Source organism: Actinomycetospora callitridis, assembly GCF_028737265.1.
Taxonomy (GTDB): Bacteria; Actinomycetota; Actinomycetes; order Mycobacteriales; family Pseudonocardiaceae; genus Actinomycetospora; species Actinomycetospora callitridis.
The window spans coordinates 114,807-130,087 of record NZ_JAQZAK010000010.1 but is presented as its reverse complement, the minus strand read 5'-3'; the positions used below and the strand labels follow the sequence as shown (position 1 = coordinate 130,087).

The following is a 15,281-nucleotide window of genomic DNA, read 5'->3' as shown; positions in this document are numbered from 1 at the left end:
ACGGCGTTGACGCACTCGTGACCTGCGTGGTCGTCTGAGCCGTCGACGGACGCGGAGGAAGCCGGTGTGATTCCGGCGCGGTCCCGCCACTGTCACCGGGGAGCAGACCCCACGGGAGGCCACGGCCGGCACCTGCCGGCGGGAAGGCCGGGGCGAGCAGCGATCCGGGAGCCAGGAGACTCCGGCCGTCGCGAGGCAAGGCTTCAGGCAGACATCGGGCGAGGACCCCGAGGAAGGCCGGCGACGATGCACGCACCCGTGACCCCGCACGCTCGATCCCACCCCCCGGTGACACGCACCCGAGGACGTGAGGAACGGCTGTTGCTCGACCTGCGCCGCGTGCTCGCCGGCGCGGGCCACCTCCCGCTCGACCTGCTCGGCGACGGCCCGGTCCGCGACCGCGCCGAGGCCGCCGCCCGGGTCGACACCCTCGCGCGCGAGCTGGTCGCCCGGATGCGCGACGCCGACTGGGACGAGGGCGCCGCGCCGTCGGCCGTGACGTCGGTGCTCGCCGCGTCGGTGCCCGAGGCCGAGACGGTGCTCCTGCGGGCCGCGCGCGCCCGCCGGTGACGCGGACCCGGGAGGCGGACCCGACCCTGTACGACCTCCACCACCACGGCGACGCCGAGGTCGGGCCGGGTCTCGTCGACCTCGCGGTCAACGTGCGCGCCGGGACCCCGCCGACGTGGCTGCGCGAGCGTCTCACCGCGAGCCTCGAGGACCTCGCCGCCTACCCGGACCCGGCGGCGGCCACCGCCGCGGTCGCCGCGCGCCACGGACGGCCGGAGAGCGAGGTCGTGCCGACCGCCGGCGGTGCGGAGGGGTTCGTGCTGCTCGCGCGGGCCCTGCGCCCGCGCCACGCCGTCGTCGTGCACCCCCAGTTCACCGAGCCGGAGGCGGCGCTGCGGGCGGCGGGGCACGCGGTCGACCGGGTGGTGCTGAGCCGAGGAGATCCACACGGCGACCTGACCCTCGACCCCGACGCGGTCCCGGTGAGCGCGGACCTCGTGGTCGTCGGCAACCCCACCAACCCCAGCTCGGTGCGCCACCCCGCCGCGGTCCTCGCGACGCTGGCGCGGCCCGGCCGGACGCTGGTGGTCGACGAGGCCTTCATCGACACCGCGCCCGGCGAACCGGACAGCCTCGCCGGGCGCCGCGATCTCCCCGGCCTGGTGGTACTGCGCAGCCTGACCAAGACCTGGGGCCTCGCAGGCCTCCGCGTCGGCTACGCCCTCGCCCCCGCGGAGCTCGCCCGGGACCTGCGCGCCGCCGCCCCGCGGTGGTCGGTGTCGTCGCCGGCGCTGGTGGCACTCGAGGCCTGCAGCACCGAGGGGGCGCGCGCGGAGGCCGACCACGCTGCCCGCATCGTCACCGCCGACCGCGACCACCTCGTCGCCGCCCTGGAGAGACTCGACGGCCTCGAGGTCCGCGGCACCCCGGCGGCCAGCTTCGTCCTCGTGCGCACGCCGGGGCGCACCGACGTCCGCGAACGGCTCCGGGAGCGCGGCCTCGCGGTGCGCCGCGGCGACACGTTCCCCGGTCTCGATCCCGAGCACATGCGGATCGCGGTGCGGTCGCGGGACGTCACCGACCACCTCGTCACCACGCTCGCGGAGATTCTGTGAACGCCCTGGAACCCGGCGACCGCGACGCCCTGCACCGCGTCCTGCGCGCCCGCCGCGACGTGCGCACCGGCTTCGTCGACACCCCGGTGGACGACGAGCGCCTCCACCGCGTGCTCGCGGCCGCCCACGCCGCGCCCAGCGTCGGGTTCTCGCAGCCCTGGGACTTCCTCGTCCTGCGCTCGCCCGCGCTGCGCGACGAGCTCGCGACGCTCGCCCAGCAGCAGCGCCGGGAGTTCGCGGCGTCCCTGCCCGCCGCCCGCGCCCGGCAGTTCGCCGGCCTGCGCGTCGAGGCGATCCGCGAGGCCCCGCTGGGCGTCGTCGTCACCTGCGACCCGACCCGTGGCGGGCGCCACGTCCTCGGGCGCCTCACCCAGCCCCGCATGGCCGCGCACTCCGTGGCCGGCGCGGTCCAGAACCTGTGGCTCGCCGCCCGCGCCGAGGACCTCGGCGTCGGCTGGGTGAGCTTCTTCGACGAGCGGGTGCTGGCCCGCACGCTGCACGAGCGCGTCGGGATGCCGCTGCACCTCGAGGTCGTCGCCTACCTGTGCGTCGGGCACGTCGAGGGCTTCGCCGACCAGCCCGAGCTCGCCACCGCCGGATGGGCCCGACGCCGACCCCTGGCGTGGGCCGTGCACACCGACACCTGGGGGAACCACGCGATGGATCCGCTGGACGAGACGCTCGCGGCGCTCGCCGACCTCGACACCACCGAGGGCGAGGCCGCGGCGCGCGAGCACCTGACCCGCATGACCGTGCCGCCCGGCGCGCTCGGCGAGGTCGGCGAGCTCGGCGTGCGCCTGTCCGGGCTCGCGGGGAGCTGCCCGCCGCCGCTCCCGGAGCCGGCCGTCGTCGCGATCTTCGCGGGCGACCACGGGGTGCACGCCCGCGGGGTGACGCCGTGGCCGCAGGAGGTCACGGCGCAGATGGTCGCGAACTTCCTCGCCGGCGGCGCCGCGGTGAACGCCTTCGCCGCGACGGTGGGCGCCGAGGTGCAGGTGGTCGACGTGGGGGTCGCCGCCGACCTCGACCCCGCGCCCGGCCTGCTGCCGCGCAAGGTCCGCCACGGCACCCGGGACATGACCGCGGGCCCCGCGATGACCCGCGACGAGGCCCGCGCCGCGATGCGGGCCGGCGTCGAGACCGCCCGCGACCTCGTCACGGCCGGCAGCCGGCTGCTGGTCACCGGCGACATGGGCATCGCCAACACCACCGCCTCGGCGGCGCTCGTGGCCGCGTTCACGGGCGCGTCCGCCGAGCAGGTCACCGGGCGCGGCACCGGCATCGACGACGCCACGCACAGGCGCAAGACCGCCGTGGTGGCGGAGACGCTCGAGAAGCACCACCCCGACCCCGCCGACCCCCTGGGCGTGCTCGCCGCCGTCGGGGGGCTGGAGCACGCGGGGATCGCCGGGTTCCTGCTCGGCGCCGCGGCGCTGCGCACGCCCGTCGTCCTCGACGGCGTGGTGTCCGGCGCGGCGGCGCTCGTGGCGGCCGCGCTGGCCCCGACTGCGTCACACGCCTGGATCGCGGGGCACCGCTCGGTCGAACCGGCCCATACCCTGGCCCTCGAGCACCTGGGCCTGGCGCCCGCGCTGGACCTGGCACTGCGGGTCGGCGAGGGCACCGGGGCGCTGCTCGCGGTGCCGGTGGTGACCGCCGCGGCCCGCGCGCTCGCCGACGTCGCGACGTTCGACGCGGCCGGGGTGACCGAGAAGGACCGTGCCGAGCAGGACCGTGCCGAGCAGGACCTGGCCACGGAGGATCTGACGGAGAGCAGGGGAGACGCACCGTGAGCCCGAGCGAGCCGCCCGCCCGCGTGTACCCGGTCGGCCTGCACCTGCAGGACCGGCGGGTCGTCGTGGTCGGCGGCGGGTCCGTCGCCCAGCGTCGGGTGGCCGGGCTGCACGAGGTCGGCGCGGACACGCTCGTCGTGAGCCCGACGCTCACCACCGCCCTCGAGGCCCTCGCGGACTCCGGCGAGATCACGTGGCACGCCCGGCCCTACGCCCACGGCGACCTCGCCGACGCCTGGTACGCGGTCGCGGCCACCGACGACGCGGAGGTCAACGCGGAGGTCGCCGCCGAGGCCGAGCTGCTGCGCGTGTTCTGCGTGCGCGCCGACATCGCGGACGCCGGCACGGCCGTCACGCCCGCAGTGGGCCGCTACGACGACATCACCGTGGCCGTGCACGGCGGCGGCGACCCGCGGCGCGCCACGGGCGTGCGCGACGGGGCCGTCGAGGCCCTGCGCAGCGGCACGCTCGCCGACCGCCGCCACCGCGTCGTGCGGCCCGGCGTCACCCTCGTCGGGGGCGGGCCGGGCGACCCGGGCCTCATCACCGTCCGCGGGCGCCAGGCGCTGGCGTCGGCCGACGTCGTCGTCACCGACCGGCTCGCGCCGCAGCCGCTGCTCGACGAGCTGCCGCCCGACGTCACCGTCATCGACGCCTCGAAGCTGCCCCGCGGGCGCTACATGAGCCAGGACACGATCAACCAGGTGCTCGTCGAGGAGGCCCTGGCCGGCCGGAGGGTGGTGCGGCTCAAGGGCGGCGACCCGTTCGTCTTCGGCCGGGGCGTCGAGGAGATCCAGGCCTGCGTCGCCGCGGGCGTCGAGGTCGAGGTCGTCCCCGGCATCACCAGCGCGATCGCGGTGCCGGCGCTCGCCGGCGTGCCGGTGACCCACCGCGGCGTCACGCACGAGTTCACGGTCGTCTCCGGCCACCTGCCGCCCGGGCACGCGCAGTCGCTGGTGAACTGGGACGCGCTCGGGCGCCTGCGCGGCACGATCGTGCTGCTCATGGCCGTCGAGAACATCGGCGCCATCACCGAGGCGCTCGTCGCGGCGGGCCGCGACCCGGAGACCCCGGCGCTGGCCGTCCAGGAGGGCGGGCTGCCCGGCGAGGTGACGACCCGGGCGACGCTCGCGAAGCTGCCCGGCGCCATCACCGACGCCGGACTGCGCCCGCCCGCCGTCATCGTGATCGGTGCGGTCGCGGACCTCGGCTAGGGAACCGGCCAGGGAGCCAGGTCCACCACCAGCGCCCGGTGGTCCGACACCGGCGTGGCCACGGCCCGCGCGTCGGAGACCGGCAGCGGGGTCGACGCCAGGACGTGGTCGAACTGGATGCGGGGCTCCTCGGTGGGGAACGTCAGCGCGCGCGCCAGCGGGTGCCAGGACCCCAGTGCGGCGCCCGCCACCGGCCCCGGCACGTTGAGGTCCCCGAGGATCACGATCGGCCCGGGGAGGTCCTGCAGCGCGCGTGCCAGCCGCCGGAGCTGCACGACGTTGTAGCCCGGCGTGAACGCCAGGTGGGTCGCGACGACGGTGCCCACCGGCGCCGGCGGCGCGAGGACGGCGGCGAGCCCCAGCCGGGGCTCGTCGCGCACCAGGGCGGGGCGCCGGGCGTCGACCAGCAGCGGCAGCGTCAACCACGAGGTCCCCAGCGGGATCCGGTGCCAGGCGGCCACGGGGTGCCGGCTCACCAACCCGATCCCGTACGTCGGCTCGGCACCCGGGACCTCGTCCGGGCCCGCCTCCCGCCACGACCCGCCCGGCGTGCCGACCAGGGCGGGCAGGAAGCGGCTGTCCCGCGCGCCGACGGCCTCGGCCACCAGGGCGGTCTGGTCGACCAGCGCCGAGCGCGGCTGGGTGTGGTCGACCTCCTGGATCGACAGCACGTCGGCGTCCAGCGCCTTCACCGCGTCCCGCAGACGGCCCGGGCAGACCACGCCGTCGTGCGGTGAGCGGCCGTGCAGCAGGTTGAACGTCGCCAGCCTCATCGCGACGTTCTCAGGCCTCCGGCGTGAGCAGGACGACGGGGATCTCGCGGTCGGTCCTGCGTGCGTAGTCCTCGTACTTCGGGAAGATGCGCGCCATCTGCTCCCAGAGCGGACCACGCTCCTCGGGGCCTGCGGTGCGGGCGCGGACGGTCAGCTTCCGGGTGCCGACGAGGACGCCGGCCTGCGGCTCGGCCAGCAGGTTCCGGTACCACTGCGGGTCCTCCGGAGCGCCGCCCACCGAGGCGACGACGACGAGGTCGTCCCCGCTCGTGCCGTAGATGAGCCCGGTGCGCCGCGGCTCGCCGGTGCGGGCGCCGGTCGTGGCCAGCACCAGCGTCGGCACGCCGCGCCAGTCGTGGCCCTCGGTACCGCCGGAGGCCACGTACTGCTGGACGTGCTCGGCGACCCAGTCGGTCGTCGAGTCGGTGGCGCGCTCGATGTCGGCCGCGACGGCCATGGTGGTTCTCCTCAGCTGGCGATCTCTAGGGCCCGTGTGCCCCGGCCGGGGCCGGTTGACACGACGGACACCACCACACCTCGCGGGTGAACGGCGCGCCGGACCCGGCGGCGGGCCGGAAGCGCACGAGCGTGCCGCAGCGCCGGCACGGCCGGTTCGACCGCCCGGTGACCCAGTGGTTCTCGCCGCGGCGCTTCACGCCCGTGGTGGTCATGCCCGTCCGGTGCTCCAGGCTGTGGCGGATCATGCGACGGGCCAGCGCGAGCAGGGGCTCGAGGTCGACGACGCCCACCGGCGTCCACGGCCACAGCCCGCGCAGGAAGCAGAGCTCGACGGCCCAGAGGTTGCCGAGACCGGCGACCCCGCGCTGGTCGAGCAGCGCCTCGACGACCGGCCGGGCCGGGTCGCGGGTCAGCCGGGCGAGCGCCTCGCCGAGGTCGAACTCCTCCTGCGTCGCGGTCGGCTGCCCGGCCAGCACGTCGGGGCCGAGGTGGCCGACGACCCGGAGCTCGTCGCGGGTGCGCAGCAGCTCGAGCACCGGGACGTCGACGCCGACGAGCGACACCCCGGGGTCGAGGGTCAGCACCGCGCGCACCGCGAGGTGCCGCGGGAGCAGGGGGCGGCCGTGGGTCCCGTGCTTGCGCACCACCGTCCAGGAGCCGCTCATCCGGAGGTGGCTGTGCAACGTCAGGTCGTCGGTCCCGTCACGACGGAGCCGGGTCAGCAGGTGCTTGCCGTGCGCGCGGGTGGCGACGAGGGTCCGCCCGGCGAGGTCGGCGGTGGCGAGCGACGGCGTCCGGAAGTCGCTGCGGACGACGGTCGCGCCGGAGAGCGCGTCGAGGCGGGCGGCGCAGCGGTGGACGGCGTCACCCTCCACGCGATCCCTCCTAGCGCCGCCCCAGGTTCAGTCTCTCGGCGGCCCACGCGGCCGCGCCCGACGCGGGGCCGGTCGCCGAGACCGCGCCCGGGTCCCCGCCGTGCGCCAGGCCGAACCCGGTCCGCTCGGCGAGCCACTCCCGCACGCGCGGCATGTCGGTCAGGCCGCCGCGCACGAGCATCGCCGGCCGGGGACCGGAGAGGGATCCGACGAGCGCGGAGATCCCCTGGGCGATCTCCTCGAGGCCCGGCGCGAGCATGGCGCCGAGGTCGGCGTGCGTCAGCGACACGACGCCCGGCACCGGGTTCTCCGGGGGCAGCACGGGCAGCGCGACCGCGACGGTGCCCTGCACGGCCAGCGCCTCCTTGGCGTCCCGGACGCTCGTGCGCAGCCGGTACCAGGCGCGGTGGGCCTCGAGGTCGCCGCCGAAGCGCACGCGCGCGGCGAGGTGCGGCGGCGAGCGGTCGAGGATCAGCTGGGCGAGGGCGTCGTCGAGCACCTCGGCCCCCACGTTCACCGACCGCATCGCGGTGACCGAGCCGGTGCCGTCGCCCCCGCGGTCGACGACGGCCAGCTCGGTGGCGGCGCCGCCGACGTCGACGACGAGAAGCCGGCCCTGGCCGCCCAGCCGGTGCGCGGCGGCGCGCGGACCGTCGAGCAGGTCGAGCTGCTCGGGCGAGGTGTAGGGGATCGCCGCGAGCGCGGCGAGGCCGGCCTGGCGCAGCGCCTCCCGCGCCGGCGCCGACCACGACGCCGGGTGCAGCAGGACCACCGACGACGGCAGCGTGCCCCGGCGCCCGGCCTCCGCCCGGATCACCTTCGCGATGAGCGCCGTGGCGACGTCGACCGCGGTCGTGGGCCGGGGCCACTGCGTCAGGAGCTCCGGCGGGCCGCCGGTGCTCGCCGCGAGGTGCGGCCGGGTGCGCAGCAGCGCGGCGGCCGGGTCGAGCGTGCCGGCCTCGAGCGCGGGCCGGCCGGCGAGGACCGCGCCGTCGGGGCGCGAGAGCACCGCCGAGGGCATCCCGGGCGCGCCGTCGACGGTCACGGCGCCCACGCGCACCCAGCCGTCCCGCGGGTCCACGTCGGCCCAGGCCCCGACGGTCGTGGAGGTCCCGTGGTCGATCGCGAGGGTCCAGCGCGCGTCCGGTGCCGTCATGACGCCGTCGCCCCTCCGCTCACCCGCCGCAGGGTGTCACAGGGCAGGTCCCGCCGTGCGGTCAGGCGGACCCGTCGACCGCGTCGGGGTCGAGCACCACGGGCAGCCGCTGCCAGGCGTTGACGAGCACGCTGCGGCGACGCTCGAGCGGTACGTCGGACCCGGCGACGAACCCCGGGAAGCGGTCGAGCAGCGTCCGCAGCGCGACCTCGGCCTCCAGCCGGGCCAGCGACGCGCCGAGGCAGAAGTGCAGGCCGTGCCCGAAGGCGAGGTGCCCGGTGGTGTCGCGCAGCTCCTCGTAGTCGTCGGGCCGCTCGAAGCGCGCGGGGTCGTGGTTGGCCGCGGCCAGCGACACCATCACCATCGCGCCGCGGGGCACGACGACACCGTCGAACTCGACGTCCTCGGCGGCGAAGCGCAGCGGGGCCTGGGCGATCGGCGAGCCCCACCGCAGGAACTCCTCGATCGCGGCCCGTAGCTCGTCGGACTCCGCGGCGGCGAGCCGGTCGCGCAGCGCGTGGTCGCCCAGCATGGCCTCGACCGCCGTCGTGATCAGCGTCGCCGTGGTCTCGTGACCGGCGATGAGCAGCAGCATCCCCATCGCGACGATCTCGGAGGTGGAGAGCTGCTCGCCCTCCTCGGAGACCTCGATCAGCGCGGAGATCAGCGCCTCGTCGGGCTGGGCGCGCTTGCGCTCGACGAGCTCGGAGAGGTACGCGGCCAGGCTCGCGTTGGCCTGGTGGGTGGCGGCCTCGCCGGAGTCGTCGATCATCGTCCGCGACCACGCGCCGAACGCGTCCTGGTCCTCCACCGGCACGCCGAGCAGCTCGCAGATGACGGCCGTCGGCAGCCGCACCGCGTAGGCGTCGACGAGGTCGACGGGCTCGCCGGCGGGCAGCCCCGCGAGCAGCGCGCCCGCGATCGTCTCGATGCGCGGGCGCAGGGCCGCGACCCGGCGCACGGTGAACGCCTTGACCACGAGCTTGCGCAGGCGGGTGTGCACCGGCGGGTCGTTGAGCAGCATCATGTCGCCGACCGGCGAGGGGAGGCCCGGGATGTCCGCCCGCTGGTCCTCGGGCAGGGAGTTGCGGAAGTCCTTGACGAAGCGCGGGTCGGCCATCACCGACCGGGCGTCCGCGTAGCGCGTGACCAGCCACGTCGTGCCGCCCTCGGGCAGCTCGACCTCGCGGACCGGGGCCTGGTCGCGGACCTCCCCGAGCACGGCGAAGGGCTCGCGCCAGTAGTCGTCGGTGAAGACCGGGCCGGTGGCGAGGTCGGTCACGGGCAGGACCCCTTTCGGGCACGCTCAAGATTCACTGAGTGGTGGTTCAGCGATGACGCTACCCGCGGCGCAGGGGTCCTGCCGTGCCTGACGGGACGGCTCAGGTGCCCCGCTTCCCCATGCCCGCGCTCGACGCCCCGAAGGTGCGTCCGGTCTTCCGGAACTGCTCCTCCAGACGGGGCACCATCTGCTTCGCCTGCGCGAGCACGGGCAGGTCGCCGAGCCAGGAGAACGTGATCGGGCGGGCGGCGGCGACCAGCGCGACCGCCTTCGGGACGAAGATCCGGCGCTTGCGCTTGAGGATGCCCTCGAGGAAGGCGTCCGCGCAGTCCTCCACCGACGTCAGCGCGCCCAGCGGGTAGGGCAGCTTCTTGAGCGTGTCCTCGAAGGTCGACGAGTCGGCCTTGACGTCGCGCACGAGGTCGGTGTCGATCCACCCCATGTGCGCGGTGCCGACGCCGATCCCGCGGTGCGCCAGCTCGAAGCGCAGCGCGTTGCCGTAGTTCTCCACGCCCGCCTTGGCGCCGCAGTAGGCGGCCATCCCCGGCAGCGCGGTGAAGGCGGCGAGCGACGAGACGAGCAGCATGTAGCCCTGCCGCTTCTCGACCTCCGGGATCGTGGCCGAGACCGTCCGCGAGACGCCGATGAGGTTGACCTCCATGACGCGGGCGATGACGTCGGCGGGGCTCTCGGCGACGGTGCCGTGGTTGGCGATCCCGGCGTTGGCGATCACGACGTCGATCCCGCCGAGCGCGGCGACCGTCGTCGCGACCGCCGACTCGAGCGAGGACTGGTCGGTGACGTCGCACTCGGCCCAGCAGTGGCCGGGGCCCAGCTCGGCCACGAGCTTCTCCAGTCGCTCGGGCTCCATGCCCACCGCGGCGACGTGCGCGCCGCGGGCGGCGGCGCGCCGCGCGGTCTCCTCGCCGATGCCGCGGGCGGCGCCGGTGATGAACAGGACCTTGCCGGCCAGATCAGTGGCCTCACGGGATGGCACGGGGTGGTCTCCTCGGATCGGGGCGTCAGGAACGGGAGGTCGGCGTGAGGACGTACTCCTCCGGCCGGAAGTGCTTGAGGCGACGGCGGAACGGCATCGTGAACGTGGGCCAGAGCGCCGAGTTCTGGCCGTGCTTGTCGAGGTACCAGCTCGAGCAGCCGCCATCGACCCAGACGGTGCCCGCCGTCCGCCGCTGCATCTCCTCGACGAAGGCGGTCTGCGCGGCGACGGTCGGCTCGACCGCGCCCACGCCGTGCTCGCGCATGTGGCGGATCGTGTCGAGCACGAGGTTGATCTGCGATTCGATCATGAACACGACCGAGTTGTGGCCGAGGCCGGTGTTGGGCCCGAGCAGGGTGAAGGCGTTCGGGAAGCCCGCGATCATGGTGCCGTTGTGGGCGAACGGCGATCCCGCCCAGTCCTCGGCGAGGCTGCGTCCGCCGCGCCCGTGGACGCGGTGGCTGATCGGCAGGTCGCCGATGGCGAACCCGGTGCCGGCGATGATCGTGTCGACCTCGTGGGCGACCCCGTCGGCGGTGACGACGGCGTGCGGCCGCACCTCGACGATCTTCTCGGTGACCACCTCGACGTTGTCGCGGTCGAGCGCGGGCAGGTAGTCGTTGGACAGCAGGATGCGCTTGCAGCCCATCGAGTAGCTCGGCGTGATCTTCTCGCGCAGCTCGGGGTCGGTGACCTGCCGCCGCATGTGGCGCTCGGCGATCTTCGCGGCCTTCCCCATGCGCTTCGGGTCCTTGAACCCGAACACGAAGGTCTCGCGCGCCCAGTAGATGGCCTCGCGCACGATCCGCTGGGCCGGCGGGAACCACCGGAACAGCAGCTTCTCGACGCCGGTGATGGCGCGGTCGCCGCGCGGCATGATCCAGGGCGGCGTGCGCTGGAAGACCTTCAGCGTGTCGACGACGGGGGCGATCTCCGGCACGAACTGGATCGCGGACGCGCCGGTGCCGATGACGGCGACGCGACGGCCGCGCAGGTCGAGGTCGTGGCGCCAGGTCGCGGAGTGGAACACCGGGCCCTCGAAGTCCTCGAGGCCCGGGACGTCGGGGAACGACGGGTCGGACAGCGCGCCCGAGCCCAGGACCAGCACGTCCGCGGTCCAGACGCCCTGGCTCGTCGTCACCACCCAGTGCTGCGCGTCGTCGTCCCACGACGCGTCGAGCACCTCGTGGCGGTTGCGGGTGAAGCGGTCGATGTCGTACTCGGCCGACACGCGCTGCAGGTAGGCGTGGATCTCCGGCTGGGCCGAGAAGGAGCGGCTCCAGTCCGGGTTCGGGGCGAACGAGAACGAGTAGAGGTGGCTCGGGACGTCGCAGGCGCAGCCGGGGTAGGAGTTGTCCCGCCAGGTGCCGCCGACGTCGTCGTGGCGCTCGAAGATCAGGAAGTTGTCCTCGCCCCCCTGGCGCAGGCGGATCGCCGTGCCGAGCCCGGAGAAGCCGTTGCCGACGATGGCCACCGCGAGGTGGGCGACGGGCTCGTGGCTCGTGGTCTCCGGAGATGCCTCTGTCGGCGTGGTCATGGGTCCTCCTCGTGGCGTCGGCGGCCGTGTCCCCGATGCGTTGGTACACGACCGTACCGCAGCGCCGGTCAGTGTGGTACGCGGTGGTACCGTTGTCCAGTGTCCGTTCGCGCACCCTCGAGCGCCCCGGCGTCGTCGGGGGGCTCCGGGAGTCCCGCCCACCGCGACCGCCTGGTCCAGGCGATGATCGTCCTGGTCGCCGACCGCGGGTACGCCGCCGTGACGGTGGCGGACGTCGTCGCCACCGCCCGCGTGTCGAAGCGGACCTTCTACCAGCACTTCGCCGACCGCGAGGACTGCTTCCTCGCCGCCTACGTCGCGGCCGCCGAGGGCCCGCTCACGCGCATCGCGGAGGCCGTCGCGCCCGCGGTCGAGGCCGGCGACGGCGCGCCCGCGCCGGACCTCGCCGCCGAGGTCGACACCGCGACCCGCGCCTACCTGGACGCCCTCGCCGAGCAGCCGGCCCTGACCCGCACGCTGCTCACCGAGATCAGCGGGCTCGGGCAGCGCGGCTGGCGGGTGCGGCGCGAGGTGCTCAACCGGTTCGCCGACCAGCTCTCCGCGCTGGTCGGCCTCGGCGCCGCCCGGTGGGCCGCGGGCGGGTCCGGGAGCGTGCCGGAGCTCGAGGGTCTGCAGGGGATCCCGCGGCCCACCGCGGTCGCCCTCGTCGGCGGCATCAACGAGCTGGTCCTCGACGCCGTCGAGGACGGGCGCGGCGACCGCCTCGGCGAGCTCGCCCCGACCGTCACGGAGCTCGTCCTCGCGGTGCTCGACCGCGCCGCTCGTCCGGACGTGTGACGCCCGGGCGGCTCCGGGAGGACGCCCGGCGGAGCGCCGTCAGCACGCCGTGCCGGTGCTCGGCCGTCCGGGGGCGGTCGGCCACCGTCGTGGCCTGCGTATCGTCTCCGACCACGACGGCCCGCGGCCGGCACCCGAGAGCCGGTCGGCGCCCCCGGCGCTCCGTCACCGCGAGGCACGAGGTGAGGCGGCGATGAACCGACCCGGCGGACCCCCCGGTCGGGGGCGACCCCCCTCGGGCCCCGGCGGCCCACCCGGCGGACCTCCCCCCGGTGGCGGCCCGCCCCCCGGCGGTCGTCCGCCCGGCCGCCCCGCGGGCCCGCCCCCCGGGCAGGCGCCCGGACAGCCGCCACGGCCGGCCCCGGGCGGCCCACCCCCCGAGCGACCCGGCGGGTTCTCGATGCCCGGCCGCGGCCGGAAGGCCCCGCGCGGGGCCCCGGCCGCAGGGGCCGGTGCCGCCGGTGGCGCCGCCTCGCCGCCCCGGGCGCAACCGACCCGCGTCGGCGGGCCGGACTGGAACCGCGACCCGCAGGTCGGCTTCGACCCGGACGTCGCCCGCGAGGCCCGACAGCAGCGCCCGTCCTGGCGCGAACGGATCCCCGAGCGCCCGGCGTGGTCGCGCAGCGGCGCCGGTTCGGGCGGCCGCGGTCGCGGGAGTGGCCCCTTCTCCCGCTGGAGCTGGCCCAAGCGCATCGGCGCGGTGCTCGCGGTCATCGTGCTGCTCTTCGTCGGCTTCGGGATCTACCTCGACACGCAGATGACGCGCATCCAGGCGCTGCCCGAGTACGAGGGCTCCTCGAGCTCCGGGACGAACTGGCTGATCATCGGCTCGGACAGCCGCGCCGGCCTCAGCGACACCGCCGCGCAGCAGCTGTCCACCGGCGAGGTCGACGGCAGCCGCACCGACACGATGATGCTCGTGCACGTCGGCGGGTTCGGCGGCCAGACCTCGCTCACCAGCCTGCCGCGCGACTCGATCCTGCCCATCCCCGGTCACGGCCGGGGCCGGCTGAACTCGGCCTACTCGATCGGCGGGCCGGAGCTGCTGACGCAGACCGTCGAGACCGCCGCCGACATCGAGATCGACCACTACGCGGAGATCGGCTTCGAGGGCTTCGCCGGCATGGTCGACGCGATCGGCGGGGTCGACATGTGTCTCGACGACGCGATCGACGACCCGAAGGCCGGCATCGACCTGCCCGCCGGGTGCCAGACGCTCGACGGCCCCCAGGCGCTGGGCTTCGTGCGCACCCGCGCGTTCCCGAACGCCGACCTGCAGCGCATCCAGAACCAGCGCAAGTTCCTGTCCGCGCTGGTCAGCGAGGCGGCGAGCCCGGTGACGCTGCTCAACCCGTTCCGGATCGTGCCGTTCGCGAACTCGGCGATCGGCACCCTGACCGTCGACGACTCGACGCACATCTGGAACCTGGCGAGCCTGGGCTTCGCGATGCGCTCGCTGTCGGGCGAGGGCGGGGTGACCACGACGGTCCCGATCGACCTGTCGTCGAGCGTCTCCGGCGGCGTGGTCTGGAACAAGCAGAAGTCCGCGCAGTTCTTCGACGCCATCCGTGAGGACGAGGAGATCCCGCCGAGCCTCCTCACCGGCGGCTGAGCCGGCAGGGCTCTAGGCGGGCGGGTCGACGATCTGGATCGCGCCGGTGGAGACGCCGGCGACGTAGAGCCGGCCCGTCTGCGGGTCGACGCCGAGGGTGTACGGGTTCTGCACGGTGGCGACCCGTCCGACCTCGCGCGGCTGCGGCGCGGTCATGTCGTAGGCGATGACCTCGTTGGTGCCCGAGGACGCCACGTAGACGCGGTCGCGCGCGGGGTCGTAGGTGATCCCGTAGGGCCCGCCGGGCTGGGCGACGCGGGCGACCTCGCGCGGCCCCCCGTTCGGACCGGACGTCGGCTCGAAGACGATCACCGCGTCGCCGCGCGTGTCGGTGGCGATCATGCGCCCGTGCCGGTCGGCCACCATGTGCGTCGGGCCGGCGCCGGACGGCACCTCCCCGACGATGCGCAGGGTGTCGGCGTCGTAGGTCGTCAGGGTGTTCTTGCGGACGTCGACCATGCCGACGATGTTGCCGACCGGCACGATCCCGGCGGGCTGGACGGCGTCGGTGAAGACCTTGACCACCCGGTCGCCGCGCACGGCGGAGACGGTGCCGCCGAGCTCGTCGGCGGCCATGACCGTCCCGTTGGGGGCCTGGGTGACGTCGTGGGGCACGGTGCCGACGACGATCGGCGCCTGCGCGCTGCCCCCGGGCAGGTCGACGCGGACGACGGTGTTGGCGCTCTCGACGGGCACCAGCACCGGCCCGCCGGGGCCGGCGAGCTGGAGGTGCCGCACGAACCCGGGCAACGGCGTGCGCCCGCGGACCTCGCCGGTGTCGGCGTCGAGCAGGACGAGCTCGTTCGGGTTGCGCTTGGCGACGGCCACGGTGCGGGTCACCGGGTCGACGACGACGCCCTCGGGGGCGTCGCCGACGCGGACCTGCCGTCCGGGCGGCGCCGACGTCGGTACGGGGGCCGACCGCGGCTCGGCGGCCAGCGGCAGGTTCTCCGTCGGCGGGCGCGTGCCCTCGGTGGGCACGCCGGGCGGCAGGAACCCGGTGGTCGTCGGCACCGGCGGGGCGGGGCTCGCGGGCGCGGCGGCCGGTGGGGTCGGCGCCTCGTTGCTGCAGCCGGCGGCTGCGAGGCCCGCGATCAGACCGACGGCGACCACGGCACGGGCGGTGCGTCTGCGCATGGGGCGGGAGTATGTCCCGCCCG

The 15,281-nt window shown here is 75.6% G+C and carries 14 protein-coding genes and 1 riboswitch; of the genes, 6 read left to right on the top strand and 8 right to left on the bottom strand.

Annotated features, from left to right (window positions below; translation table 11 throughout):
- Positions 1-55 precede the first annotated feature (55 nt).
- Positions 56-181: riboswitch (cobalamin riboswitch) on the top strand.
- A gap of 140 nt (positions 182-321) precedes the next feature.
- Genes PH191_RS24940 through cobA form a run of 4 tightly spaced genes read left to right on the top strand, consistent with a single transcriptional unit; the run spans position 322 to position 4,632 of the window.
- Entirely contained in the window at positions 322-570 is a 249-nt protein-coding gene (locus PH191_RS24940; protein WP_274197320.1) for a hypothetical protein, read from the top strand.
- Complete coding sequence (gene cobC / locus PH191_RS24935; RefSeq protein WP_274197319.1) at positions 567-1,625, top strand: Rv2231c family histidinol phosphate aminotransferase CobC; 1,059 nt, start codon at positions 567-569, stop codon at positions 1,623-1,625. The genes PH191_RS24940 and cobC overlap by 4 nt, the downstream gene beginning before the upstream one ends.
- Positions 1,622-3,418, top strand: a complete 1,797-nt coding sequence (cobT, locus tag PH191_RS24930) for a nicotinate-nucleotide--dimethylbenzimidazole phosphoribosyltransferase (protein WP_274197318.1) — start codon at positions 1,622-1,624, stop codon at positions 3,416-3,418. The genes cobC and cobT overlap by 4 nt, the downstream gene beginning before the upstream one ends.
- Positions 3,415-4,632, top strand: a complete 1,218-nt coding sequence (gene cobA / locus PH191_RS24925; protein WP_274197317.1) for a uroporphyrinogen-III C-methyltransferase — start codon at positions 3,415-3,417, stop codon at positions 4,630-4,632. The genes cobT and cobA overlap by 4 nt, the downstream gene beginning before the upstream one ends.
- On the opposite strand, the gene PH191_RS24920 is transcribed toward cobA, so the two are convergent.
- The 7 genes from PH191_RS24920 to PH191_RS24890 form a co-directional block, all read right to left on the bottom strand.
- Positions 4,629-5,405: an endonuclease/exonuclease/phosphatase family protein gene (locus PH191_RS24920; RefSeq protein WP_274197316.1), complete on the bottom strand. Its 777-nt coding sequence runs from the start codon at positions 5,403-5,405 to the stop codon at positions 4,629-4,631. The genes cobA and PH191_RS24920 overlap by 4 nt on opposite strands.
- A 10-nt stretch (positions 5,406-5,415) precedes the next feature.
- A complete protein-coding gene (locus tag PH191_RS24915; RefSeq protein ID WP_274197315.1) occupies positions 5,416-5,862 on the bottom strand; it encodes a nitroreductase family deazaflavin-dependent oxidoreductase in 447 nt (148 codons plus the stop codon).
- Between the two features lie 25 nt (positions 5,863-5,887).
- Positions 5,888-6,739: a DNA-formamidopyrimidine glycosylase family protein gene (locus PH191_RS24910; RefSeq protein WP_274197314.1), complete on the bottom strand. Its 852-nt coding sequence runs from the start codon at positions 6,737-6,739 to the stop codon at positions 5,888-5,890.
- A gap of 10 nt (positions 6,740-6,749) precedes the next feature.
- Positions 6,750-7,895: an Hsp70 family protein gene (locus PH191_RS24905; RefSeq protein WP_274197313.1), complete on the bottom strand. Its 1,146-nt coding sequence runs from the start codon at positions 7,893-7,895 to the stop codon at positions 6,750-6,752.
- A 61-nt stretch (positions 7,896-7,956) separates the two neighbouring features.
- Positions 7,957-9,177 (bottom strand): cytochrome P450 family protein, encoded by a 1,221-nt coding sequence (locus PH191_RS24900; protein ID WP_274197312.1) that lies wholly within the window; start codon positions 9,175-9,177, stop codon positions 7,957-7,959.
- 100 nt (positions 9,178-9,277) lie between these two features.
- Complete coding sequence (locus PH191_RS24895; RefSeq protein ID WP_274197311.1) at positions 9,278-10,174, bottom strand: SDR family oxidoreductase; 897 nt, start codon at positions 10,172-10,174, stop codon at positions 9,278-9,280.
- 25 nt (positions 10,175-10,199) lie between these two features.
- Positions 10,200-11,711, bottom strand: a complete 1,512-nt coding sequence (locus PH191_RS24890) for a flavin-containing monooxygenase (protein WP_274197310.1) — start codon at positions 11,709-11,711, stop codon at positions 10,200-10,202.
- Positions 11,712-11,810: 99 nt separating this feature from the next.
- Between PH191_RS24890 and PH191_RS24885 the strand changes: the two genes are divergently transcribed.
- Together PH191_RS24885 and PH191_RS24880 are read left to right on the top strand one after the other, a co-directional pair.
- The gene (locus PH191_RS24885; protein ID WP_274197309.1) at positions 11,811-12,509 is read left to right on the top strand and encodes a TetR/AcrR family transcriptional regulator; all 699 of its coding nucleotides are present in this window, start codon (positions 11,811-11,813) and stop codon (positions 12,507-12,509) included.
- 400 nt (positions 12,510-12,909) lie between these two features.
- Complete coding sequence (locus tag PH191_RS24880; protein WP_274197308.1) at positions 12,910-14,121, top strand: LCP family protein; 1,212 nt, start codon at positions 12,910-12,912, stop codon at positions 14,119-14,121.
- Between the two features lie 12 nt (positions 14,122-14,133).
- On the opposite strand, the gene PH191_RS24875 is transcribed toward PH191_RS24880, so the two are convergent.
- The gene (locus tag PH191_RS24875) at positions 14,134-15,258 is read right to left on the bottom strand and encodes a YncE family protein (RefSeq protein WP_274197307.1); all 1,125 of its coding nucleotides are present in this window, start codon (positions 15,256-15,258) and stop codon (positions 14,134-14,136) included.
- Positions 15,259-15,281: the final 23 nt, after the last annotated feature.

Excerpts from the sequence above, each read along its gene's own strand:
- PH191_RS24920 (WP_274197316.1), bottom strand. The coding sequence starts at position 5,405 with ATGAGGCTGGCGACGTTCAACCTGCTGCACGGCCGCTCACCGCACGAC.
- PH191_RS24915 (WP_274197315.1), bottom strand. The coding sequence starts at position 5,862 with ATGGCCGTCGCGGCCGACATCGAGCGCGCCACCGACTCGACGACCGAC.
- PH191_RS24905 (WP_274197313.1), bottom strand. The coding sequence starts at position 7,895 with ATGACGGCACCGGACGCGCGCTGGACCCTCGCGATCGACCACGGGACC.
- PH191_RS24890 (WP_274197310.1), bottom strand. The coding sequence starts at position 11,711 with ATGACCACGCCGACAGAGGCATCTCCGGAGACCACGAGCCACGAGCCC.
- PH191_RS24880 (WP_274197308.1), top strand. The coding sequence starts at position 12,910 with ATGCCCGGCCGCGGCCGGAAGGCCCCGCGCGGGGCCCCGGCCGCAGGG.
- PH191_RS24875 (WP_274197307.1), bottom strand. The coding sequence starts at position 15,258 with ATGCGCAGACGCACCGCCCGTGCCGTGGTCGCCGTCGGTCTGATCGCG.